At 72.0% G+C, this 20,603-nt stretch carries 19 protein-coding genes; 13 read left to right on the forward strand and 6 right to left on the reverse strand.

Going from position 1 to position 20,603, the window contains the following annotated elements:
* Positions 1 to 18 precede the first annotated feature (18 nt).
* The 5 genes from ABD691_RS06105 to ABD691_RS06125 all read left to right on the forward strand — a co-directional run bounded on the left by ABD691_RS06105 (position 19) and on the right by ABD691_RS06125 (position 6,751).
* Positions 19 to 1,320 carry a flavin monoamine oxidase family protein gene (locus tag ABD691_RS06105; protein WP_344678418.1) on the forward strand — a complete coding sequence of 434 codons (1,302 nt, stop codon included), beginning with the start codon at positions 19 to 21 and terminating at the stop codon, positions 1,318 to 1,320.
* A complete protein-coding gene (gene speB / locus ABD691_RS06110) occupies positions 1,317 to 2,402 on the forward strand; it encodes an agmatinase (protein WP_344678419.1) in 1,086 nt (361 codons plus the stop codon). The genes ABD691_RS06105 and speB (ABD691_RS06110) overlap by 4 nt, the downstream gene beginning before the upstream one ends.
* Positions 2,402 to 3,826, forward strand: a complete 1,425-nt coding sequence (locus tag ABD691_RS06115; RefSeq protein ID WP_344678420.1) for an aminobutyraldehyde dehydrogenase — start codon at positions 2,402 to 2,404, stop codon at positions 3,824 to 3,826. The genes speB (ABD691_RS06110) and ABD691_RS06115 overlap by 1 nt, the downstream gene beginning before the upstream one ends.
* A gap of 368 nt (positions 3,827 to 4,194) precedes the next feature.
* A complete protein-coding gene (gene speB / locus ABD691_RS06120; protein ID WP_344678421.1) occupies positions 4,195 to 5,211 on the forward strand; it encodes an agmatinase in 1,017 nt (338 codons plus the stop codon).
* Positions 5,212 to 5,323: 112 nt separating this feature from the next.
* Entirely contained in the window at positions 5,324 to 6,751 is a 1,428-nt protein-coding gene (locus ABD691_RS06125) for an aldehyde dehydrogenase family protein (protein ID WP_344678423.1), read from the forward strand.
* A 274-nt stretch (positions 6,752 to 7,025) separates the two neighbouring features.
* Here ABD691_RS06125 and ABD691_RS06130 read toward each other — a convergent pair whose 3' ends face one another.
* The 3 genes from ABD691_RS06130 to ABD691_RS06140 form a co-directional block, all read right to left on the reverse strand.
* Positions 7,026 to 7,922 (reverse strand): aminoglycoside phosphotransferase family protein, encoded by an 897-nt coding sequence (locus tag ABD691_RS06130; RefSeq protein WP_344678424.1) that lies wholly within the window; start codon positions 7,920 to 7,922, stop codon positions 7,026 to 7,028.
* 126 nt (positions 7,923 to 8,048) lie between these two features.
* Positions 8,049 to 8,336: a DUF2631 domain-containing protein gene (locus ABD691_RS06135; RefSeq protein ID WP_344678426.1), complete on the reverse strand. Its 288-nt coding sequence runs from the start codon at positions 8,334 to 8,336 to the stop codon at positions 8,049 to 8,051.
* Between the two features lie 117 nt (positions 8,337 to 8,453).
* Positions 8,454 to 8,726 (reverse strand): GlsB/YeaQ/YmgE family stress response membrane protein, encoded by a 273-nt coding sequence (locus ABD691_RS06140; RefSeq protein ID WP_344678427.1) that lies wholly within the window; start codon positions 8,724 to 8,726, stop codon positions 8,454 to 8,456.
* 137 nt (positions 8,727 to 8,863) lie between these two features.
* Here ABD691_RS06140 and dxr point away from each other — a divergent pair, with 137 nt between their 5' ends.
* The 6 genes from dxr to map all read left to right on the forward strand — a co-directional run bounded on the left by dxr (position 8,864) and on the right by map (position 16,748).
* Positions 8,864 to 10,120 carry a 1-deoxy-D-xylulose-5-phosphate reductoisomerase gene (gene dxr, locus ABD691_RS06145; protein WP_344678463.1) on the forward strand — a complete coding sequence of 419 codons (1,257 nt, stop codon included), beginning with the start codon at positions 8,864 to 8,866 and terminating at the stop codon, positions 10,118 to 10,120.
* Positions 10,121 to 11,404, forward strand: coding sequence for a M50 family metallopeptidase (locus ABD691_RS06150; protein WP_344678428.1), 1,284 nt, complete (start codon positions 10,121 to 10,123; stop codon positions 11,402 to 11,404).
* A 173-nt stretch (positions 11,405 to 11,577) separates the two neighbouring features.
* Complete coding sequence (gene ispG / locus ABD691_RS06155; protein WP_344678429.1) at positions 11,578 to 12,735, forward strand: flavodoxin-dependent (E)-4-hydroxy-3-methylbut-2-enyl-diphosphate synthase; 1,158 nt, start codon at positions 11,578 to 11,580, stop codon at positions 12,733 to 12,735.
* Between the two features lie 170 nt (positions 12,736 to 12,905).
* Positions 12,906 to 13,742 carry a GNAT family N-acetyltransferase gene (locus tag ABD691_RS06160; protein ID WP_344678430.1) on the forward strand — a complete coding sequence of 279 codons (837 nt, stop codon included), beginning with the start codon at positions 12,906 to 12,908 and terminating at the stop codon, positions 13,740 to 13,742.
* Between the two features lie 290 nt (positions 13,743 to 14,032).
* Positions 14,033 to 15,799 (forward strand): penicillin-binding transpeptidase domain-containing protein, encoded by a 1,767-nt coding sequence (locus tag ABD691_RS06165; protein ID WP_344678431.1) that lies wholly within the window; start codon positions 14,033 to 14,035, stop codon positions 15,797 to 15,799.
* 91 nt (positions 15,800 to 15,890) lie between these two features.
* Complete coding sequence (gene map / locus ABD691_RS06170) at positions 15,891 to 16,748, forward strand: type I methionyl aminopeptidase (protein WP_344678432.1); 858 nt, start codon at positions 15,891 to 15,893, stop codon at positions 16,746 to 16,748.
* Positions 16,749 to 16,965: 217 nt separating this feature from the next.
* Here map and ABD691_RS06175 read toward each other — a convergent pair whose 3' ends face one another.
* The 3 genes from ABD691_RS06175 to ABD691_RS06185 are packed head-to-tail and all read right to left on the reverse strand — an operon-like array spanning position 16,966 to position 18,813.
* Positions 16,966 to 18,072, reverse strand: coding sequence for a hypothetical protein (locus tag ABD691_RS06175; protein ID WP_344678433.1), 1,107 nt, complete (start codon positions 18,070 to 18,072; stop codon positions 16,966 to 16,968).
* Positions 18,056 to 18,373: a type VII secretion target gene (locus tag ABD691_RS06180; protein WP_344678434.1), complete on the reverse strand. Its 318-nt coding sequence runs from the start codon at positions 18,371 to 18,373 to the stop codon at positions 18,056 to 18,058. The genes ABD691_RS06175 and ABD691_RS06180 overlap by 17 nt, the downstream gene beginning before the upstream one ends.
* Complete coding sequence (locus tag ABD691_RS06185) at positions 18,370 to 18,813, reverse strand: YbaB/EbfC family nucleoid-associated protein (RefSeq protein WP_344678435.1); 444 nt, start codon at positions 18,811 to 18,813, stop codon at positions 18,370 to 18,372. The genes ABD691_RS06180 and ABD691_RS06185 overlap by 4 nt, the downstream gene beginning before the upstream one ends.
* A 142-nt stretch (positions 18,814 to 18,955) precedes the next feature.
* On the opposite strand from ABD691_RS06185, the gene ABD691_RS06190 reads away from it, so the two are divergent.
* The gene (locus tag ABD691_RS06190; protein ID WP_344678436.1) at positions 18,956 to 20,473 is read left to right on the forward strand and encodes a cobyric acid synthase; all 1,518 of its coding nucleotides are present in this window, start codon (positions 18,956 to 18,958) and stop codon (positions 20,471 to 20,473) included.
* A 10-nt stretch (positions 20,474 to 20,483) separates the two neighbouring features.
* Positions 20,484 to 20,603: type II toxin-antitoxin system Phd/YefM family antitoxin (locus tag ABD691_RS06195; RefSeq protein ID WP_344678464.1), on the forward strand; the 120-nt coding region annotated here is incomplete at its 3' end.

The raw sequence follows: 20,603 nt of genomic DNA on the forward strand, positions 1-20,603 counted from the left end.
GAAGGAAGTGTGCAAGCAATGGACCGCTACGACGTCGTCGTGATCGGCGCGGGCTTCTCCGGCCTGACCGCGGCGCGCGACCTGCGCGAGGCAGGCCGGGACGTGCTGGTGCTGGAGGCCAGGGACCGCATCGGCGGTTCCACCTGGTACCGCCCGGCGGCCCTCGGCGGCTTCGGCCTGGAGATGGGCGGCACCTGGATCGTCCCGCAGCAGACCCACGTGTGGGCCGAGGTCCAGCGGTACGGCATCCCGATCAAGGACAGCGAGCTGCCGGAGCGGATGACCTGGTCCGACCACGGCAAGGTGCTCGACTCGCTGCTGCCGGTGCCGCCGGAGGAGTACGGCGCGCTGGAGCACGCGGTGCGCGCGCTGATCGAGGCCGGTGAACGGCTCGACCCGATGCGCCCGCTGTCCGAGCAGGGCTTGGAGGACCTCGACGTCCCGATCCGGCAGTGGGCCGAGAACGCGGGCCTGACCGGCAACGCCAAGGAACTGCTCATGTCGTGGTTCTGCGGCTGCGCCAACGCCGACGAGGACACCGGCTCGGCGCTGGACGTCATCCGCTGGCTGGCGTCGATGGACAACTCGCTGTGGGGCATGGTGCAGGCCAGCGTGCTCGGCTACACGTTCGTCAACGGCACGGTGTCGCTGGCCGAGGCGATCCGGCAGGACGGCGGCGCCGAGATCCGGTTCTCCAGCCCGGTCCGCGGGGTCGAGTCCGACGACGACGGCGTGACCGTCACCTACGACGGCGGCGCGGTGCGCGCCGACCGGGTGCTGATGACCACGCCGGTCGGCGTCTGGCAGGACATCGAGTTCAGCCCGGCGCTGTCGGCCGCCAAGCGGGCGATGTCGGAGGAGAACCACGCCGGTCAGGGGCAGAAGGTGTGGGCGCTGGCCCGCAACGTGCCCGAGGACATCAGCGGTTTCGGCTGGGGCACCAGCTTCGACTACGTCGGCGCGATGGAGACCACCGACGAGGGCGTGGTGCTGGTCTGCTTCGCCCCCGAGCACGACCGGGTCGACGCCACCGACCTCGCCGACGTGCAGCGCGCGGTGCGCGAGTTCGCTCCCGAGGCCGAGGTCGTCGGAGCCGAGTCGCACGACTGGGTGCACGACGAGTTCAACAAGGGCCTCTGGTCGACCTTCCGGGCGGGCCAGTTCGCCAAGTACGAGATCGCGGTGGGCGAGGCCGAGGGCCGGGTGCACTTCGGCGGCTCGCACACGGCCCGCCGCTGGCGCACGTTCATCGACGGCGCCATCGAGTCCGGCAAGCGGGCCGCGGCGGAGATCCTGGCCGCGGAGGGGGAGAAGCGGTGAACGACCCGATCGGTCCGGTGGACGCCACCCGCGTCCCCAGGTACGGCGGCGACACGACGTTCGCCCGCCTTCCCCGGCTCGCCGACGTGACCGACGCCGAGGCGGTGGTGTGGGGTGTGCCGTTCGACACCGGCGTGAGCTACCGGCCGGGCGCCCGGTTCGGCCCCAACCACGTGCGGCAGAGCTCCCGGCTGCTGCGGCCGTACAACCCGGCGCTGGACGCGATGCCCTTCGCCCGCAGGCAGGTCGCCGACGCGGGTGACCTCGGGGTGAACCCGTTCGACCTGGACGAGGCCATCGCCACCGTCGAGAGCGGCGCCCGCGAGCTGTCGGGCACCAGCCGCACGCTGGTGACCGTCGGCGGCGACCACACGATCGCCCTGCCGCTGCTGCGGGTGCAGCACGAGCGGCACGGGCCGGTCGCGGTGCTGCACTTCGACGCGCACCTCGACACCTGGGACACCTACTTCGGCGCGCCCCACACGCACGGAACCCCGTTCCGCCGCGCGTCGGAGGAGGGCCTGATCGACTTCGACCACTCGATGCACGTGGGCATCCGCGGCCCGCTGTACTCCAGGCTCGACCTCGACGAGAGCGAGAAGATGGGCTTCGCCGCGGTGCACTGCCGCGACTTCGCCCGCAGCCCGCTGGACGACATCATCAACCGGATCCGGAACCGGCTCGGTTCCAGGCCGGTGTACGTCTCGGTCGACATCGACGTCCTGGACCCGGGGTTCGCGCCCGGCACCGGCACCCCCGAAGCCGGTGGGCTCTCCAGCCGCGAGCTGCTGGAGGTGCTGCGCGGGCTGGACGGGCTCAACATCGTCGGCGCCGACGTGGTGGAGGTCGCTCCGGCCTACGACCACGCCGAGATCACGGGGATCGCCGCGGCGCACGTTGTTTACGAGATGCTGAGCGTTCTGCCCGGAGGGACGCGGGAGCCGCACTCGTCCGCTGCTCGTGCGGGCCGACCGGGTGCGGGTGCCCCGCAGGACACCGGAGGGATGCGGGAGCCACACTTGTCCTCCGCTCGCGTGGGCCGACCGGGTGCGGGTGCCCCGCAGGACACCGGAGGCCGCTGATGCGCACGGTTCGCAACGTCATCGACGGCAAGCCGGTCGACGCCGCCGACGGTCGCACGACCGACCTCGTCGACCCCTGCACCGGCGAGGGCTTCGGCACCGCGGCGCTTTCGTCCGAAGTGGACGTCGACGCCGCGTACCGGGCGGCGGAGCGCGCGTTCGAGTCGTGGCGCGCGACCACGCCGGGCGAGCGCCAGCGGCTGCTGCTGCGGCTGGCCGACGAGGTGGAGCGGCGCGCGGACGAGTTCGTCGCGGCGGAGGTGGACAACACCGGCAAGCCGGTCGCCACCACCCGCACCGAGGAGGTCGGTGCGTCGGTCGACCAGATCCGGTTCTTCGCCGGGGCGGCGCGGCTGCTCGAAGGCTCCGGTGCCGCCGAGTACGCCGACGGCCACACCTCCTACGTCCGGCGGGAGCCGGTCGGCGTGGTCGGCCAGGTCGCGCCGTGGAACTACCCGCTGCTGATGGGCGTCTGGAAGATCGCGCCCGCGATCGCGGCGGGCTGCACGGTGGTGCTCAAGCCGGCCGACACCACGCCGGTCACGGCCGCGCTGCTGGGCGAGGTCGCGGCCGAGGTGCTGCCGCCGGGCGTGCTCAACGTCGTCTGCGGCGACCGGGACACCGGCCGCGCGGTGGTGGCGCACCCGGTGTCGGCGATGGTGTCGATCACCGGCTCGACCCGGGCCGGGCAGCAGGTCGCGGCCGCCGCGGCCGAGGACGTCAAGCGCGTGCACCTGGAGCTCGGCGGCAAGGCACCCGCGCTGGTGTTCGCCGACGCCGACCTGGACGCGGCGGCCGAGGGCATCGCCGGTGGCGGTCTGTTCAACGCCGGGCAGGACTGCACCGCGGCGACCCGGGTCCTCGTCGAGGAGTCGGTGGCCGAGGAGTTCACCGCGAAGCTCGTCGCGCGGGCCGAGGAGCTGCGCTGCGGACCTCCGTCCGATGTGGACAGCGCGTTCGGCCCGCTGAACAACGCCGCGCAGTTCGAACGGGTGCGGGGCGTGGTGGAGCGGCTGCCCGCGCACGCGCGGGTGCTCACCGGCGGCGAACGCGTCGGCGAGCGGGGCTACTTCTTCCCGGCGACGGTCGTCGCGGGCCTGCGCCAGGACGACGAGGCCGTGCAGGAGGAGATCTTCGGCCCGGTGCTGACCGTGCAGACCTTCCGCGACGAGCAGGAGGCGCTGCGGCTGGCCAACGGCGTGGACTACGCCCTGGCCTCCAGCGTGTGGACCCGCGACCACGGCCGCGCGCACCGCTTCGCCGCCCGGCTCGACTTCGGCTGCGTGTGGGTCAACGACCACATGGTCCTCGCGGCCGAGATGCCGCACGGCGGGTTCAAGCACTCCGGATACGGGAAGGACCTGTCGAAGTACGGCTTCGAGGACTACACGCGCATAAAGCACGTCATGCACAAGTTGGACTAGGAACGGCTTGTCTTGCGTGGGTGGTCGCTTGGCGGAACCTCAGGCGCCCGCTGGCTCCGGAATCTTTTTCCGACGTATGCCAGCCAATACGACGGAAAAAGCTGTCCTCGCCAGCGGACGCCTGAGAACCCGCGGGTGGTCGCCTTGCTCAGGTGGGCTAAGCGGCTGGCGCCGCTTGGAAAACTGGACTGACGCGTCGCGAGCGCGTCCGGCGGGTTTCCCGCCCTGGCCCCCCGAGGGCGGGGAACCCGGTTCCCGGCGGAGTGCGTAGGCACGTCCGGCTCCGTCGCCGCATTCCCCGACGACCACTCCCTCCGGGCAGTGATCGGGCTTCGCTGCCCAGTACCGCAGTGAACAGGAGTGACGCGATGGCACACGGAAACATGCCCAGAATCGGCAATATGCACGGCCCGGACTTCACCTACCTCGGGGTCGGCAAGGCCGACCTCGACGACGAGTCCACCTACGCCGACGCCGACGCCGTCATCATCGGTGCGCCGTTCGACGGCGGCACCGGCCACCGGTCCGGCTGCCGGATGGGCCCGATGGCCATCCGCGGCTGCGACTACCTCCCGCACGACGGCTCCCGCCCGCACCTGTCCCTGCGGGTGGACCCGTTGCAGGACCTCAAGATCGTCGACGTCGGCGACGTCCTGATGCCCGCGGGCAACACCGAGCTGTCGCTGGAGCGCATCGGCGAGGCCGTGCGCAAGGTCTGCGCGGCGGGCGCGATCCCGGTCTGCATCGGCGGCGATCACACCATCGCGCTCGCCGACATCACCGGCGTGGCCCGCCACCACGGCTGGGGCCGGGTGTCGGTGGTCCACTTCGACGCGCACGCCGACACCGGCGACATCATCCACGGCGAGCTGGTCGGGCACGGCACGCCGATGCGGCGGCTGCTGGAGTCCGGTGCGTGCCGAGGCGACCGGTTCCTCCAGCTCGGGCTGCGCGGCTACTGGCCCGAGCCGGAGACGCTGGAGTGGATGGCCCGGCAGGGCATGCGCTGCTTCGAGATGGCCGAGATCGTCGACCGCGGGCTCGACGACGTGCTGACCGAGGCGTCGCGGATCGCGCTCGACGACTGCGACGGCGTGTTCGTCTCCGTCGACATCGACGTCGTCGACCCGGGCATGGCGCCCGGCACCGGGACGCCCGAACCCGGCGGCTTCACCTCCCGCCAGCTGCTGGACTCGGTCCGGCGGCTGTGCCTGGAGCTGCCGGTCGTCGGCTTCGAGGTGGTCGAGGTGTCGCCGCCGTACGACCACGCCGACATCACCGCCGCGCTGGGCAACCGGGTCGTGCTCGAAGCGCTGTCGGCGATCGCCGCCCGCCGCAGGGGCGTGCCGGTCGATCCCGCGCGCCCGCTGCTCGAAGGCCGCTGAGGCGTGCCAATCCGTCCACCCGGCACCGGTTCGGATGGACGGATTGGCACCACGCGCCGGATTGCCGGGCTCGTAGCGTCGCGGGCAGCAGAACGGACCGAAAGGAAGCCAGATGGTCACCGGGTACTGGGTCGCGGGCGAGGCCGCGACGAGCGATGCGACGTTCGAGGTGCACCACCCCTACGACGGCAGCACCGTCGCGACCGCGTGCTACGCCACCGACGCCGACGTGGAGCGCGCCGTCGCCGCGGCGCACGCGGTCCGCGGCGAGTTCGCGAAGCTGCCCGCCCACGCCCGCGCCGCCGCGCTGGACCACGTGGGCCGGAGGCTGTCCGAGCGGTCCGAGGAGATCGCGCGGCTGATCACCGCCGAGAACGGCAAGCCGGTCTTCTGGGCCCGCGCCGAGGTCGGCCGGGCCGTGTCGACCTTCCGCTGGGCCGCCGAGGAGGCCCGCCGGTTCACCGGCGAGCTCCAGCGGCTTGACACCGACCCCGGCGCGACCGGCCGGATGGCGCTGGTCCGCCGGGTGCCGCGCGGCCCGGTCCTCGGCATCGCGCCGTTCAACTTCCCGCTGAACCTGGTGGTGCACAAGGTCGCCCCGGCGCTGGCGGCGGGCGTGCCGATCGTGCTCAAGCCCGCCCCGAAGACCCCGCTGGTGGCGCTGCTGCTCGGCGAGATCCTGGCCGAGACCGACCTGCCGGCCGGGTCGTGGTCGATCGTGCCCACCACCAACGACAAGGCCGCCGACCTGGTCGCCGACCCGCGGCTGCCGGTGGTGTCGTTCACCGGCTCCGGCCCGGTCGGCTTCGGCATCCAGCGGTCGGTGCCGGACAAGCACGTCACCCTCGAACTCGGCGGCAACGCCGCAGCGGTCGTGTGCCCGGACTGGGCCGACCTGGACTTCGCCGCCGAGCGGATCGCGACCTTCGCGATGTACCAGGCAGGCCAGTCCTGCATCTCCGTGCAGCGCGTCTACGTCCACCGCGACGTCTACGACGAAGTGCGGGCCAAGGTGGTCAAGGCGGTGCAGGCGCTCGGCACCGGCGACCCGAGCGACGAGGCGACCCGGGTCGGGCCGTTGATCGACGAAGCCGCCGCCCAGCGGGTCGAGCAGTGGGTCGACGAGGCGGTCGCCGCCGGGGCCGAGGTGCTCACCGGCGGCGTCCGCGACGGCGCCACCTACGCCCCGACGGTCCTGTCTTCGGTGCCCGCGGACGCCAAGGTGTCGGCCGAGGAGGTCTTCGGTCCGGTCCTGACGATCACCCCGGTCGACTCCGTCGACGAGGCGTTCGCCGCGATCAACGACTCGCGGTTCGGCCTCCAAGCCGGGGTGTTCACCAAGGATCTCCAGGTGGCGTTCCGCGCGTCGGCGGAGCTGGAGGTCGGTGGCGTGATCATCGGCGACGTGCCCAGCTTCCGGGCCGACCAGATGCCCTACGGCGGCGTGAAGAACTCCGGCGTCGGGCGCGAGGGCGTCCGCTCGGCGATGACCGACTTCACCGAGGAGCGCGTCACCGTCCTCACCGGCATCACCGTCTGAGCCCGCGTCAGGGCCTGGGCCCGCGTCACGGTCTGGCCAGGCGTCAGGGTGTGGCCAGGCGTCAGGGTGTGGCCCGGCGTCAGGGTGTGGCCCGGCGTCTCGGGCTGGCCCGGCGCCACGGCCTGACCAGCGTCACCGGCTGATCCGGCGTCACCCTGGCCCCACGTCACCGGCTGGCCTGGGGTCGCGGCCTGGCCTGGCGTCAGGGCCTGGCCAGCGTCACCGACTGGCCCGTGCGTCGCGGCCTGGCCCGGTGTCATGGCCTGGCCCCACGTCACCGCCTGACGCGCAGCATCGCGGTGGCGATCACGACGTCGGCCGGGCCCAGCGCGGTCCGGCCGTCCTCGACGTCCCACAGCGCGTTCTGCAGCACCCGGCCCAGCGTCCAGCCCGCGGCCCGTCCCCGGTCCAGCCCGGCGACCTCGGTGAGCAGGTCGAACCGGCGGAGCACGGCGCGGGCCGGGTCGCCGGTGGCGGCCACGTCGTCCCACCGGCCGTTCAGCGCGGGCCACAGGTCGAACCCCGGGTCACCTGCCAGCGGCTCGGGGTCGATCGCCAGCCACGGCTCCCGCTGACCGGCGAGCACGTTGTCGTGGTGCAGGTCCCAGTGCAGCAGCCGGTCGCCGGGCTCGTCGACCAGCTCGGCCACCGCGGACGCGCAGGTCCGCAGCAACCGCTGCTCGGCTGGGTTCCGCAGCGCGGGCGCCGCGTCCGGGACCTCGTCGAGCATGGCGGCGGCGATGTCGGCCAGCCGCCGCAGCCCTCCGGGCGCCGGTACGGCGACCAGCCGCGCCAGCAGCTCCGCGAGGACCTGGAACGCGGCTGCGCCGTCGGCGACGGCGGACAGCGGCCGGGAGGCGTCCAACCGCTCCAGCAGCACGGCGCCGCTGTCCGGGTCGTGTTCGAGCAACCGCACCACGCCGCCGCCGTTCCACGTCCGGAGGCCGAGCACGGTGCCCGCGTTCTCCTCGGTGACCGGCTGGAGCTTGAGCGCGGCGCGCGTGCCGTCCGCGCGGAGCACGGGCAGGACCAGCCCGGCCATGCCGTGCAGGGGCGGACCGTCCGGCCGCAGCGACCACCGGTCCAGGCAGTCCGCGGCCAGGCCGGGAAGCGCGGCGGTCCACTCCGGGCCGCGCGATGCGATCAGGGCGTCGGGGATGTCGAAGTGCACGGGTGTCTCCTTCGCGAGTTCTGGGAAGTGATCAACGCGAAGGAGGAAGGGCGGCGCCCGGGCGCCACCCGGACACGCCGGAAGGGCCGCCCCGCAGCGGGACGACCCTTCCGCGCAGTGCTGAGGTCAGCGGCGGCGCCAGGCGGTGCGCCTGCGCTTGAGGTCCATGAGCAGCCCGATGGCCAGCGCGGCGGCGATCCCGACCAGCCAGCCGTCCTCGGTCTTGAAGTGCCCGCCGCCGCTGAGGATGCCCTGGTGGTTGCCGATGAGCATGACCAGCGTCGCGAAAACGCAGAACCAGCCCGCGATCTGGGTGCCCTTCGGGAACCCGCCGTGCCAGCCCCACTCCACCGACGGTTCGTCGGCCGGGTCGATGGCCTGGCTGGGCTTGTTCTCCAGCTCGGTGCTCGCCACGTTGCCTCCTGTGCCACACCGGCCGCCTGGGGCCGAAATCCGTGCTCGCGCGACGATCCGGTCCGCGCCGGACCATCCTCGCACACGGCCGGACCCGGCCCGCAGGCAACGCGGGCGTCAGCCGCCCTTGACCGCCTTGCGGCCGGCCACGGCCCGGTAGACCCCGAGCACGATCACCGACCCGGCGATCGCCAGCAGCCAGGTGCTCAGCGACCAGAACCGGTCGATGCCCACGCCGAAGATCCAGTTGCCGAGCAGGCCGCCGACGAAGGCGCCGACCACTCCCAGCAGCAGCGTGACCAGGATCCCGCCCGGGTCCTTGCCGGGCATGATCGCCTTGGCGATGGCACCCACGATCAGGCCGAGCACGATCCATCCGATGATGCCCATGGCGTCCCCCTTCCTACCTGCGGATCGGCGCAACGCCGACTCCCCCGATCGTGACTGCGGACCGTGATTTGCGCACCACGAGCGACGGGCCGGTAAGGCCTTCGGGGACAATGGTGGTGATGCCTCCAGAGAACGCCATGCCTCCTGAGTTCCCCAGTCCCAGCCCGGCCGCGGGCGGCCACGACGGTCCGCCACGGACCGTGGTCGTGCTCGGCTCGACCGGCTCGATCGGAACCCAGGCGCTGGAGGTGATCCGGGAGAACCCGGGGTGGTTCCGGGTGGCCGGGATCGCCGCGGGTGGCAGCGACCCCGCCGCGCTGGCCGCGCAGGCGCTGGAGTTCGGCGTCGAGGCCGTCGCCGTGGCGAAGGGCACCGCGGTCGAGGACGTGCAGCTGGCCCTCTACGCCGAGGCCCAGCGCCTCGGCTACGCCAGCGGCGAGTTCCGGCTGCCCCGGCTGCTGGCCGGTCCGGACTCGGCGACCGAGCTGGTCGAGACCACGCCGGCCGACGTCGTGCTCAACGGCGTCGACGGCTCGCGCGGCCTGAAGCCGACGCTGGCCGCGCTGGACAGCGGCGCGACGCTGGCGCTGGCGAACAAGGAGTCGCTGATCGCCGGTGGCGCGCTGGTGCTGGGGGCGGCCAAGCCCGGTCAGATCGTCCCGGTCGACTCCGAGCACTCCGCGCTCGCGCAGTGCCTGCTCGGCGGCCGGGAGCACGAGGTCGACCGGCTGGTGCTGACCGCCTCCGGCGGGCCGTTCCGCGGCTGCAAGGCCGCCGACCTGCGCGGGGTGACGCTGGAGCAGGCGCTCGCGCACCCCACCTGGTCGATGGGCAACGTGGTCACGATCAACTCGGCCACCCTGGTCAACAAGGGCCTGGAGCTGATCGAGGCGCACCTGCTGTTCGGCGTCCCCTACGACCGCATCGACGTCGTGGTGCACCCGCAGTCGATCGTGCACTCGATGGTCACCTTCACCGACGGCTCGACGCTGGCGCAGGCCAGCCCGCCGAACATGCGGCTGCCGATCGCCCTCGGCCTGGACTGGCCGAACCGGGTCCCCGGCGCCGCGCCCGCGCTGTCGTTCGCCGAGGCCATGTCGTGGACCTTCGAACCGGTCGACGACGAGGCGTTCCCGGCCGTCGAGCTGGCCCGGCACGCGGGCAGCACCGGCGGCTGCCTGCCCGCCATCTACAACGCGGCCAACGAGGAGGCGCTGGCCGCGTTCGTCGCGGGCAACATCGGTTTCACGTCCATCGTGCACACTGTGGACGGGGTGCTCGCCGAGTCGGACCGGTGGCGGGCGGCTCCGGCGAGCGTGGACGAGGTCTTCGCGGCCGAGGACTGGGCCCGCACGCGCGCCCGGGAGCTCGCCGCGGCAGGGAGGTCGAACTAGATGCTGGTCGTCGTGGGCATCCTGGTCTTCTTCGTCGGGCTGCTGCTGTCGATCGCCTGGCACGAGCTCGGCCACCTGATGTGGGCCAAGCTGTTCGGGATCAAGGTCACCCAGTACATGGTGGGCTTCGGGCGGACGATCTGGTCCCGGAAGAAGGGCGAGACCGAGTACGGGATCAAGGCCATCCCGTTCGGCGGCTACATCCGCATGATCGGGATGTTCCCGCCGAAGAAGGACGAGGAGTACGGCCGCACCGCGGCGTCCACCCCGTTCCGGCTGATGATCGAGGACGCCCGGCAGGCGGTGGCCGAGGAGGTCCGCCCGGAGGACGCGCACCGGCAGTTCTACCAGCGCAGCCCGTGGAAGCGGATGCTGGTGATGTTCGGCGGCCCGTTCATGAACCTGGTCCTGGCCGTGGCGATCTTCACCGCGAGCCTGATGGGCTTCGGCGTGAGCACCCCGACGACCACGGTCGGCAAGGTCAGCGAGTGCGTGCTGCCCGCCAGCGCGGGCAACGTCGCGCAGTGCCCGCCCGACGCGCCGCGGACCCCGGCCGCCGAGGCGGGTTTCCAGCCCGGGGACAGGATCGTCGCGTTCGGCGGCCGTCCGTACAGCTCGTGGGCGGAGCTCCAGCGGGCCATCCGGGACTCCTCCGGCGTGGTGCCGGTGGAGGTCGAGCGCGGTGACCAGCGGCTGACGCTGACGCCGAACCTGATCGAGAACGAGATGCCCAAGCTCGACGACGCAGACGAGATGGTCAAGGTGGGCTTCCTCGGCCTGTCGCCGACCTCGGTCATGGTCAAGCAGGACCTCGCCGGTGTGGTCGGCACGATGGGCAACATGCTCAGCATGACCGTGCAGAAGGTCATCGAGCTGCCGCAGCGGGTGCCGGACCTGGTCTCGGCGATCTTCGGCGGCGAGCGCGAGGACGACTCGCCGATCGGGGTCGTGGGCGCCAGCCGGATCGGCGGCGAGGTGCTGTCCTACGACCAGTTCTCGGTCGAGTCCCGGATCGTGATGATGTTCAACCTGCTGGCAGGGGTGAACCTGTCGCTGTTCGTGCTGAACATGCTGCCGATCCTGCCGCTGGACGGCGGGCACATCGCGGGCGCCGCGTGGGAGTCGATCCGGCGCCGGTTCGCGCGGCTGATCCGCAGGCCGGACCCGGGCCCGTTCGACACCGCCAAGCTGATGCCGCTCGCCTACGGGGTCAGCCTGGTGTTCATCGCCTACTCGCTGCTGGTCCTGGTGGCCGACATCGTGAATCCCGTAACGATTTTCTAAACCGGTCCGCGCGGCGGCGCGTCAGGCGGCCCGAAACGGCCGCGGGCGCGCCGGTGAACGGTCGCCCAACGTGACGCAGTGACCCCATTCCACCGCCGGGCGGGTGACAGCGCGCCGGTATCGTGGGTCGGGAAGGCCGAGCTTGTCGTCAGCGCAGAGGTGGAGAGGAATCGATGACCGTCGATCTGGGCATGCCCGCCGCACCGGCTCCGGTGCTCGCAGAACGGCGCAGGACCCGCCAGTTACAGGTCGGCCCGGTCGGCGTCGGCAGCGAGCACCCCATCTCGGTGCAGAGCATGACCACCACCAACACCGCTGACATCAACGGCACGCTCCAGCAGATCGCGGAGCTGACCGCGGCGGGCTGCGACATCGTCCGGGTCGCCTGTCCCAGCGCCGACGACGCCGAGGCGCTGCCGGCGATCGCGAAGAAGTCGCAGATCCCGGTCATCGCCGACATCCACTTCCAGCCGAAGTACGTCTTCGCCGCGATCGAGGCGGGCTGCGCGGGGGTCCGGGTCAACCCGGGCAACATCCGCAAGTTCGACGACCAGGTCAAGGAGATCGCGCAGGCCGCGCGCGACCACGGCACCCCGATCCGGATCGGGGTCAACGCCGGTTCGCTGGACCCGCGGCTGCTCAAGAAGCACGGCAAGGCCACCCCGGAGGCGCTGGCCGAGTCGGCGCTGTGGGAGGCGAGCCTGTTCGCCGAGCACGACTTCCACAACATCAAGATCTCGGTCAAGCACAACGACCCGGTCGTGATGGTGCGGGCCTACGAGATCCTGGCCGAGCAGTGCGACTACCCGCTGCACCTGGGCGTGACCGAGGCGGGCCCGGCCTTCCAGGGCACGATCAAGTCCGCGGTCGCCTTCGGCGCGCTGCTGCGCCAGGGCATCGGCGACACCATCCGGGTCTCGCTGTCGGCGCCGCCGGTCGAGGAGATCAAGGTCGGCACCCAGATCCTGCAGTCGCTGAACCTGCGCCCGCGCAAGCTGGAGATCGTCTCCTGCCCGTCCTGCGGCCGCGCGCAGGTTGACGTCTACAAGCTCGCCGACGAGGTCACCGCCGGGCTGGAGGGCATGGAGGTGCCGCTGCGGGTCGCGGTGATGGGCTGCGTGGTGAACGGGCCCGGCGAGGCCCGCGAGGCCGACCTCGGCGTGGCCTCCGGCAACGGCAAGGGCCAGATCTTCGTCAAGGGCGAGGTCATCAAGACCGTCCCCGAGGCCCAGATCGTGGAGACCCTCATCGAGGAAGCCATGCGCATCGCCGAGGGCATGGAGCCCGCCGACGAGTCCGAGGCCGGTGCCCCGGTCGTCACCGTCAGCTGATCCCGGCCCCGTACCGGTGATCACCGTTGGCGTGGTGAACGGCGCTCAGCCCGGGACGGGTTCGCGCGGAACCCTCAGTGCTACTCCGTTCGGGTGAGCGCTGTGGCGTGAATGCGAATCGGTACCGGACAGGCCGGTTGCGCACGCGGGGTTTCTGGCAGTCTTGGCCCGTGCTCAAGCTCGCCGGTGCCCGTGTTCTGGAGGATCGCGACGCGGTCGGGGTCCGCTCGGTGCTGGACTCCGACCCGGTCGCGGCGTGCATGGTCGCCGCCAGGGTCGAGACCGCGGGTGTCCACCCGGTCCGGCTCGGCGGCGAGCTGTGGGGCTTCGGCCACCGGCTCGACGGCCTGTGCTTCTCCGGTGTCAACCTGATCCCGCTGCGCGGCGACGCGTCGGCCATGCGCGCGTTCGCCGACCGCGCCCTGCGGCGCCGCCGGGTCTGCTCCTCGCTGGTCGGTCCGGCGGAGCAGGTGCTGGGGCTGTGGGGGGAGCTGGAGCCGCAGTGGGGCCCGGCCAGGGAGGTCCGCGAGGAGCAGCCGCTGCTGGTGCTGGCGGGCCCGCCGCGGGTGGCGCCGGACCCGCTGGTGCGCCCGGTCCGGCCGGACGAGCTGGACCGCTACCTGCCCGCGGCGGTCGCGATGTTCACCGAGGAGGTCGGCATCGACCCGTCCAGCGACGGGGGAGCGGCGGGCTACCGGGCGCGGGTCGCGGAGCTGATCGCGAGCGGCCGGGCGTTCGCCCGGTTCGAGGGCGGCCAGGTGGTGTTCAAGGCCGAGATCGGCGCGCTGTCGCGCACGGTCGGCCAGATCCAGGGCGTCTGGGTGCACCCGGACCGCCGCAGCACCGGCCTCGGCACCGCCGGGACGGCGGCGGTGGCCGACCGGCTGGTCCGCGGCCTCGGCCGGACGGCCAGCCTGTACGTCAACGGCTACAACGTCGCGGCCCGGATCGCGTACGGGAAGGTCGGGTTCCGGCAGCAGGGCTCCTTCGCAACCGTGCTGTTTTAGGGAAATGTCGGCTCGTTTTGCGGGGCGGTGCAAGTGGCGGAACCTCAGGCGCCCCTCGGCTGCGGGATCTTTTTCCGACGTATGCCAATACGACGGAAAAAGCTGTCCTCGCCGAGGAACGCCTGAGAACCCGCGGCGGTGCCGGTTGCGTGGGTGGGCTAAGCGGCTTCGCCGCTTGAGGACGATGGCTGTGTTGGCAACCGCTCACCGACCGGCTCCGATCGTGGCTGCCCATCGTCGGAGATCTTCGGCATACTCGCGGCGTGTGTTCGCTGCGGATCTTCGGACTGATGACCGGGCTGTTGCTGCTGCTGCCGATCGCGGGATGCGGGGTCTTCAACTCCGGCCCGTCGGCGAGCGACGTGGCATCCGAGTTCCTGCGGGCCTACGCCGCGGGTGACACCGCGGGCGCCGCCGCCCGCACGGACGCCCCGGAGGCGGCCCGGCCGGTCCTGGACGACACCCGGCGGGCGCTGGAGCCCAAGGCGCTGACCCCGCAGGTGGGGGAGACCACCGAGGGCGAGCCGACCTCCGTGCGCTATGAGCTGACCTGGGATTTCGGCGACGGACGGGTCTGGCGCTACCCGAGCAGCATGCAGCTGGTCGAGGGCGAGCAGGGCTGGAAGGTCCGCTGGTCGCCCGCGGTGATCCATCCGCAGCTCGGGCCGAAGCAGACCCTGGCGCTGAACGAGCAGCCGCCCGAGCCAGCACCCGTGCTCGACCGCGACGGGGTGCGGCTGATGGGGCCGGAGCAGCTGGTCACGGTCAGCCTGAACGCGAAGGAGGCCGGGGACCTGCCCCGCGTCGCCGACGAGCTGGCCGGTGCGCTGGGCTCGATCGACCCGGACATCACCCGGCAGTCGATCCTCGACGGGGTCGCCCGTACCCCGCCGGACCAGCCGTACGCGGTCGTGACGCTGCGGCAGGCCGACTACGAGCGGGTCCGGGCCGGCATCTACGACCTGCCCGGTGTGCGGTTCCCGGCGCAGGAGAAGCTGGTCAGCGCCGAGCGCGGCTACGCGTCGCAGGTGCTCGGCGGCCTGGCGCGGCGGGTGGACGACGAGGTCGCGGCGGGCACCGGCTGGCGGGTGACCACCGTCAACGAGGGCGGTGGCGAGGCCGCGACGTTGCACGACGTGCCGCCCCGTCCGGTCGGCCCGGTCAACGCGACGCTCAGCGACCGGGTGCAGCGGGCCGCCGAGCAGGCGGTCGACCCGGTGCCGCAGGCGACGATGCTGGTCGCGATGCAGCCCTCGACCGGCGAGGTGCTGGCGGTGGCGCAGAACGCCCCGGCCGACGCGCAGGGCGCGGTCGCGCTGACCGGCCAGTACCCGCCGGGCTCGACGTTCAAGATCGCCACCGCGACGGCGGCCCTGGAGACCGGGCAGCTCGGCATCGACACCCCGGTCGCCTGCCCGGCCAAGAAGGTCTTCGACGGCCGGGTGGTGCCCAACGACAAGGAGTTCGACCTCGGCACGGTGCCGCTGCGCACCGCGTTCGCGAGGTCGTGCAACACCACGTTCGCCCAGCTCGCGGTCGACGAGCCCGCGGGCGCGCTGACCGACGCGGCCAAGCGGCTGGGCATCGGCGTCGACTTCGACATGGCCGGGGCCACCACCATCACCGGCGCCGCGCCGGAGGCCGAGGGCACCGTGCAGCGCGCGGAGAACGGCATCGGCCAGGGCAAGGTGCTGGCCAGCCCGTTCGGGATGGCGCTGGCCACCGCGACGGTCGCCAAGGGCTCGATGCCGGTCCCGACGCTGGTCCGCGGCGCGGAGACCAAGGCCGACGCGATCCCGCAACCGCCGTCGCAGCGCACCCTCGACCAGCTCCGGCCGATGATGCGCGAGGTCGTCACCTCGGGCACCGCCACCGCGCTGGCCGGATCGGGAGAGGTCCGCGGCAAGACCGGCACCGCGCAGTTCGGCGACGGCACGCACTCGCACGGCTGGTTCGTCGGCTACCGCGACGACCTGGCCTTCGCGGTGCTGGTGACCGACGCGGGGGCTTCCGGCCCCGCGGTCGACGTGGCCCGGAAGTTCCTCGGGGCTGCCTGAGGCGGCTCGGACTGTGGGATCTGTCATGCGCGGCGCCTGGACGGGGACAGCCCGCAACCCGCCCTTCACCCGACGTTCTAGAGTGAGGGGCATGCCGGTACGAGCCTCGTTGCAGCCAGGTGTGCAGACCCCGCGCCGTCAGGTCCCGTCGACGATCGAACGACCCGAGTACGTCGACAAGCCGGCCCCCAAGCGCAGCACCGACTCCTACGTGCAGCCGCCTGAGGTCATCGAGGCCATGCGAGTCGCGGGCAAGCTCGCGGCGCAGGCGCTGATCGAGGCGGGCAAGGTGGTGCGCCCCGGCGCGACGACCGACGAGATCGACGCTGTGGTGCACGAGTTCTTCCTCGACCACGGCGTGTACCCGTCGACGCTGGGCTACCGCGGGTTCCCGAAGTCCTGCTGCACCTCGCTGAACGAGGTCATCTGCCACGGCATCCCGGACTCGACGGTCATCGAGGACGGCGACATCGTCAACGTCGACGTCACCGGCTACATCGGCGGCGTGCACGGCGACACCAACGCCACCTTCCTGGCCGGGGACGTCTCCGAGGAGGTGCGGCTGCTGGTCGAGCGCACCCGCGAGGCGACGATGCGCGCGATCAAGGCCGCCAAGCCCGGCCGCCAGCTCAACGTGATCGGCCGGGTCATCGAGTCCTACGCCAAGCGGTTCGGCTACGGCGTGGTCCGCGACTTCACCGGCCACGGCATCGGCCGCGCGTTCCACAGCGGCCTGGTGATCCTGCACTACGACGAGCCGTCGGTGCAGACCGTGCTGGAGCCGGGCATGACCTTCACGATCGAGCCGATGATCACCCTGGGCACCCACGAGTACGACATGTGGGACGACGGCTGGACGGTTACCACCAGGGACAAGAGCTGGACCGCCCAGTTCGAGCACACCATCGTGATCACCGAGGACGGCAACGAGATCCTCACCCAGGTCTAGAAGACCGTGACCTCGTTTTGCTCGGCGGTGCGGGTGGCGGAACCTCAGACGTCGCCTCGCTGCGGGTTCTTTTTCCGACGTATGTCCAATACGACGGAAAAAGCTGTCCTCGCGAGGCGACGCCTGAGAACCCGCGGCGGTGCCGGTTGCGTGCTTGGGCTAAACGGCTGCGCCGCTTTCCCGGTGCGCGCCACCGGCCGGACCACCCGCGGTGGCGCTACTTCTGCTCTTTCTGGTTCTCCGCCGCGAGGTCCTTGCCGTCGTCGAGCGCGGACGCGCCCTTGGCCACCTCGTAGGTCATCTTGGCCCGGCCGCCGTCCGGACCCATGTCCAGGTTCGGCTGCCAGATGTCACCCTTGGCGAACGGCTTGTACTCCGCGCCGCCGGCCTTCAGGCCCGACCACGCGTTGCTGAGCTTCGAGCTGCCCTCGGTGGCCGCGCCGGTGCCGATCTCGTCCAGGTTCTTGGCCGACAGCGCCTGCTGCGGCTGCACCTTCACCAGGTTCCCGGCGGGCGGGCTGGCCAGGCCGGCGAAGAAGTCGTCGACCTTGGTCTTGAGGGACTTCCCGGCCGAGCCCAGCTTGTCCAGGTGGCTGGACAGGTTCTTGAGCACGTCGGCCAGCTTGTTCATCCACTCCGAGATCTTGTCGGCCCACTTCAGCGCGATCCGGATCGCGTCGGCGATCGCGCCGCCCGCGGCGATGCCCGCGGTGCAGACCGCGGCGATGCCCCACTTCGCCAGCGCGCCGATGATCTCGCCGATCGCCCCGGCGATCAGGTCGCGGACGATCCCGCGTACCGCGCCGACCACGACGCCCGCGCCGTCGACCGCGCCCTTCATGCCGTTGCAGGCCTCGCCGAGCGCGTCGATCGTCTTGGCGGTGTCCGCGCCGAGCTTGCGGTAGGTGTCGCCGGACTTGCCCTCCCAGCCGGTGGTGCCCTCCACGGACTGGCCGTACTCCTGGGAGGCCGACTTCAGCTCCTTGCCGATGTTCTCCCAGCTGCTGGCCATGCCGCCGATGGCGTCCGGGTTGCCCATCAGCGCGTCGAACGGCTCCCGCAGGAACGAGACGTTCTCGATCAGCCAGCCAACGCCCCAGCTGGCCAGGGTGCCGAGCGGGTCGGCGGCCAGGCCGACCGCGTCGACCCCGGCGCCGAGCGCGTTGAGCCCGGCGGAGTCCCAGTCGCCGTTCTGGATCGCCTGGGCGGTGCCGATGACGTTCTCGACGCCGCCCGCGCCGCTGGCCGGGTTGGCGGTGCCCTTCTGCTCGGACTCCTTCGCCGACTCCTCGGCGGTCACCACCATTTCACTTTGCGAAGCCATTCTCGACCTCCTTGATGATGGCGCTGCTCTCCTGGTCGGTGGCCTCGTAGTCGGCCGCGGTGTCGTCGAGCGCCTTCTTGATCGACTCCATGGCCTTGGCCCCGGACTCGATGGCCGACTTGGTCATCTCGCCCTGCGCGATGCACTGGGCGGCCAGGAACTGGCCGAAGATGCCGAAGGCGTTGCTGTCCATCGTGGTCTGGGCGGCGCCCTGGGCGGCCTTCACCTTCTCGGCGATGCCCTGGACCTTGCCGCTGTGCTCCTTGATCACCGGCACGTCGGCCCGGAAGCCGTCGCTCATCGCAGGAACCCTCCGCTGGAGTTGTCGTCGAAGTCGTCGTAGTCGTCGTGGCCGGGCCTGCTGGTGCCGGCAGGCGTCTCGGCCGGGTCGTTGCCGTCGCCGGCGTAGCCGTGCGGGAGGTTGCTGCGCACGAACTCGAGCGCGTCGCCACCGGCGAACTCCTGCATGACCTCCATCATCTGGCCCGCTGCCTGCCGCTGGGCCTGGCGCACGCACTCCATGATCGAGGCGGCGACCTTCTCCGGCTGCGGGTGCTGGAAGTCGCGTCCGAACGAGATGTCCTCCAGGACGCCGCTGCTGTTGACCCTGACGGTTACCTGACCATCCTTGGATGTTGCGGAGCCGCCGATCTCGCTGAGCAGGCTCTTCGCCCGGTCCGCGTCGTCCTTGGCCTTCTGGAGCTTGGCGTTGTACTGGGACAGCCAGTCGTCAGGGTGCATTCGTTCCCCTATCTCGTCGGCACCGGTGGGTTCGACGAAGCAGGCTAATGGATGGTTCCCGCTCATATGAACGGTTCATCCAGGTCGTCCGGATGCGACCTGCGCGCAGGGCCCGCAGGCGGGTTGCGGTAGGAAGTCCGGTGTGAACTCGCTGCTGATCGCTGGGACGACGTCGGATGCCGGGAAGAGCGTTGTGGCGGCGGGGATCTGCCGGTGGCTCGCGCGCGGCGGGGCGCGGGTCGCGCCGTTCAAGGCGCAGAACATGTCGAACAACTCGGTGGTGACCCCCGACGGCGGGGAGATCGGCCGGGCGCAGGCGGTGCAGGCGGCGGCGGCCGGGGTCGAGCCCTCGGTGCGGTTCAACCCGGTGCTGCTCAAGCCGGGCAGCGACCGCACGTCGCAGGTCGTGGTGCTGGGCGAGGTCGCGGGCGAGGTGACCGCGATGTCCTACCGCGAGCGAAAGGCGGCGCTGCTGGACGTCGTCGTGTCGACGTTGCGGGAGCTGCGCGACGAGTACGAGTACGTGGTCTGCGAGGGCGCGGGTTCCCCGGCGGAGATCAACCTGCGGGCCAACGACATCGCCAACATGGGGCTGGCGCGGGCGGCCGGGCTGCCGGTGCTGGTGGTCGGCGACATCGACCGCGGCGGGGTCTTCGCGCAGCTCTTCGGCACCCTGGCCCTGCTCGACCCGGCCGACCAGGCGCTCGTCGGGGGCTTCGTGGTCAACAAGTTCCGCGGCGACCCGGCGCTGCTCGACCCCGGGCTGGAGCAGCTGCGCGGCCTGACCGGAAGGCCGGTGCTCGGCGTGCTGCCGTGGGCCGAGGAGCTGTGGCTCGACGCGGAGGACTCGCTGTCCTACGCCGCGGACGGCGTGCTCGGGCGGCCCGCGCCGCCGCGCGGTGAGCAGTGGCTGCGGGTCGCGGTGCCTCGGCCGCCCCGGATCTCCAACGCGACCGACGTCGAGGCGCTGGCGGCGGAACCGGGCGTAGCGGTCCGGTTCGTCACCGAACCCTCGCGGCTGACCGACGCCGATCTGGTCGTGCTGCCCGGTTCGAAGTCGACCGTCGCGGACCTGGCCTGGCTGCGCTCGACCGGTCTGGCCGAGGCGATCGGGCGGCACGCCGCCGCGGGGCTCCCGGTCGCGGGCATCTGCGGGGGCTTCCAGATGCTGTCCCGCCGCATCACCGACCGCGTCGAGTCCGGTGACGGCGAGGTGGACGGGCTGGGGCTGCTCGACCTGGAGATCGAGTTCGCGCGGGCCAAGACCCTGGACCGGCCGGCGGGCGCGGCCTTCGGGGAGCCGGTGCGGGGCTACGAGATCCACCACGGGGTGCCGGTGCGGCGGGGCGACGACCTGGCGCCGCTGGTCCGGCTGCCGGACGGGAGCGCGGAGGGCGGGATCAGCGGGCCGGTGCTCGGCACGCACTGGCACGGACTTTTCGAGAACGACGGATTCCGCCGCCGGTTCCTGGCCTGGGCCGCCGCGCGAGCGGGGCGGGACGGGTTCATCGCGGCCGAGGACACCTCGTTCGCCCAGGTCCGCGCCGCGCAGCTGGACCTGCTCGGCGATCTGGTGGACAAGCACCTGGACACCGACGCGATCCGGCGGATGCTCGCCGGCGGGCCGGGTTCGGGACTGCCGACCCTGAAGGTGGAGTAACGTCGGTCACATGGCTGCTGAGTTCACCATCGCGGAAGCGCAGGAACGACTGGAAGAGCTGATCGACCGGGTCGAGTCGGGCGAGGAGGTCGTGATCACCCGCTTCGGCGCGCCGTCGGTGAGCCTCCAG

The sequence above is a fragment of the Saccharopolyspora taberi genome (genome assembly GCF_039534165.1).
Classification (GTDB): Bacteria; Actinomycetota; Actinomycetes; order Mycobacteriales; family Pseudonocardiaceae; genus Saccharopolyspora_D; species Saccharopolyspora_D taberi.

What these genes read in the sequence shown, in the direction of transcription:
- ABD691_RS06175 (WP_344678433.1), bottom strand. Translation starts at nt 18,072, where the DNA reads ATGGCTTCGCAAAGTGAAATGGTGGTGACCGCCGAGGAGTCGGCGAAG.
- ABD691_RS06180 (WP_344678434.1), bottom strand. Translation starts at nt 18,373, where the DNA reads ATGAGCGACGGCTTCCGGGCCGACGTGCCGGTGATCAAGGAGCACAGC.
- map (WP_344678432.1), top strand. Translation starts at nt 15,891, where the DNA reads ATGCCGGTACGAGCCTCGTTGCAGCCAGGTGTGCAGACCCCGCGCCGT.
- ABD691_RS06185 (WP_344678435.1), bottom strand. Translation starts at nt 18,813, where the DNA reads ATGCACCCTGACGACTGGCTGTCCCAGTACAACGCCAAGCTCCAGAAG.
- ABD691_RS06105 (WP_344678418.1), top strand. Translation starts at nt 19, where the DNA reads ATGGACCGCTACGACGTCGTCGTGATCGGCGCGGGCTTCTCCGGCCTG.
- ABD691_RS06125 (WP_344678423.1), top strand. Translation starts at nt 5,324, where the DNA reads ATGGTCACCGGGTACTGGGTCGCGGGCGAGGCCGCGACGAGCGATGCG.
- ABD691_RS06150 (WP_344678428.1), top strand. Translation starts at nt 10,121, where the DNA reads ATGCTGGTCGTCGTGGGCATCCTGGTCTTCTTCGTCGGGCTGCTGCTG.
- ABD691_RS06140 (WP_344678427.1), bottom strand. Translation starts at nt 8,726, where the DNA reads ATGGGCATCATCGGATGGATCGTGCTCGGCCTGATCGTGGGTGCCATC.
- ABD691_RS06165 (WP_344678431.1), top strand. Translation starts at nt 14,033, where the DNA reads ATGACCGGGCTGTTGCTGCTGCTGCCGATCGCGGGATGCGGGGTCTTC.
- ispG (WP_344678429.1), top strand. Translation starts at nt 11,578, where the DNA reads ATGACCGTCGATCTGGGCATGCCCGCCGCACCGGCTCCGGTGCTCGCA.
- ABD691_RS06115 (WP_344678420.1), top strand. Translation starts at nt 2,402, where the DNA reads ATGCGCACGGTTCGCAACGTCATCGACGGCAAGCCGGTCGACGCCGCC.
- dxr (WP_344678463.1), top strand. Translation starts at nt 8,864, where the DNA reads ATGCCTCCTGAGTTCCCCAGTCCCAGCCCGGCCGCGGGCGGCCACGAC.
- speB (WP_344678421.1), top strand. Translation starts at nt 4,195, where the DNA reads ATGGCACACGGAAACATGCCCAGAATCGGCAATATGCACGGCCCGGAC.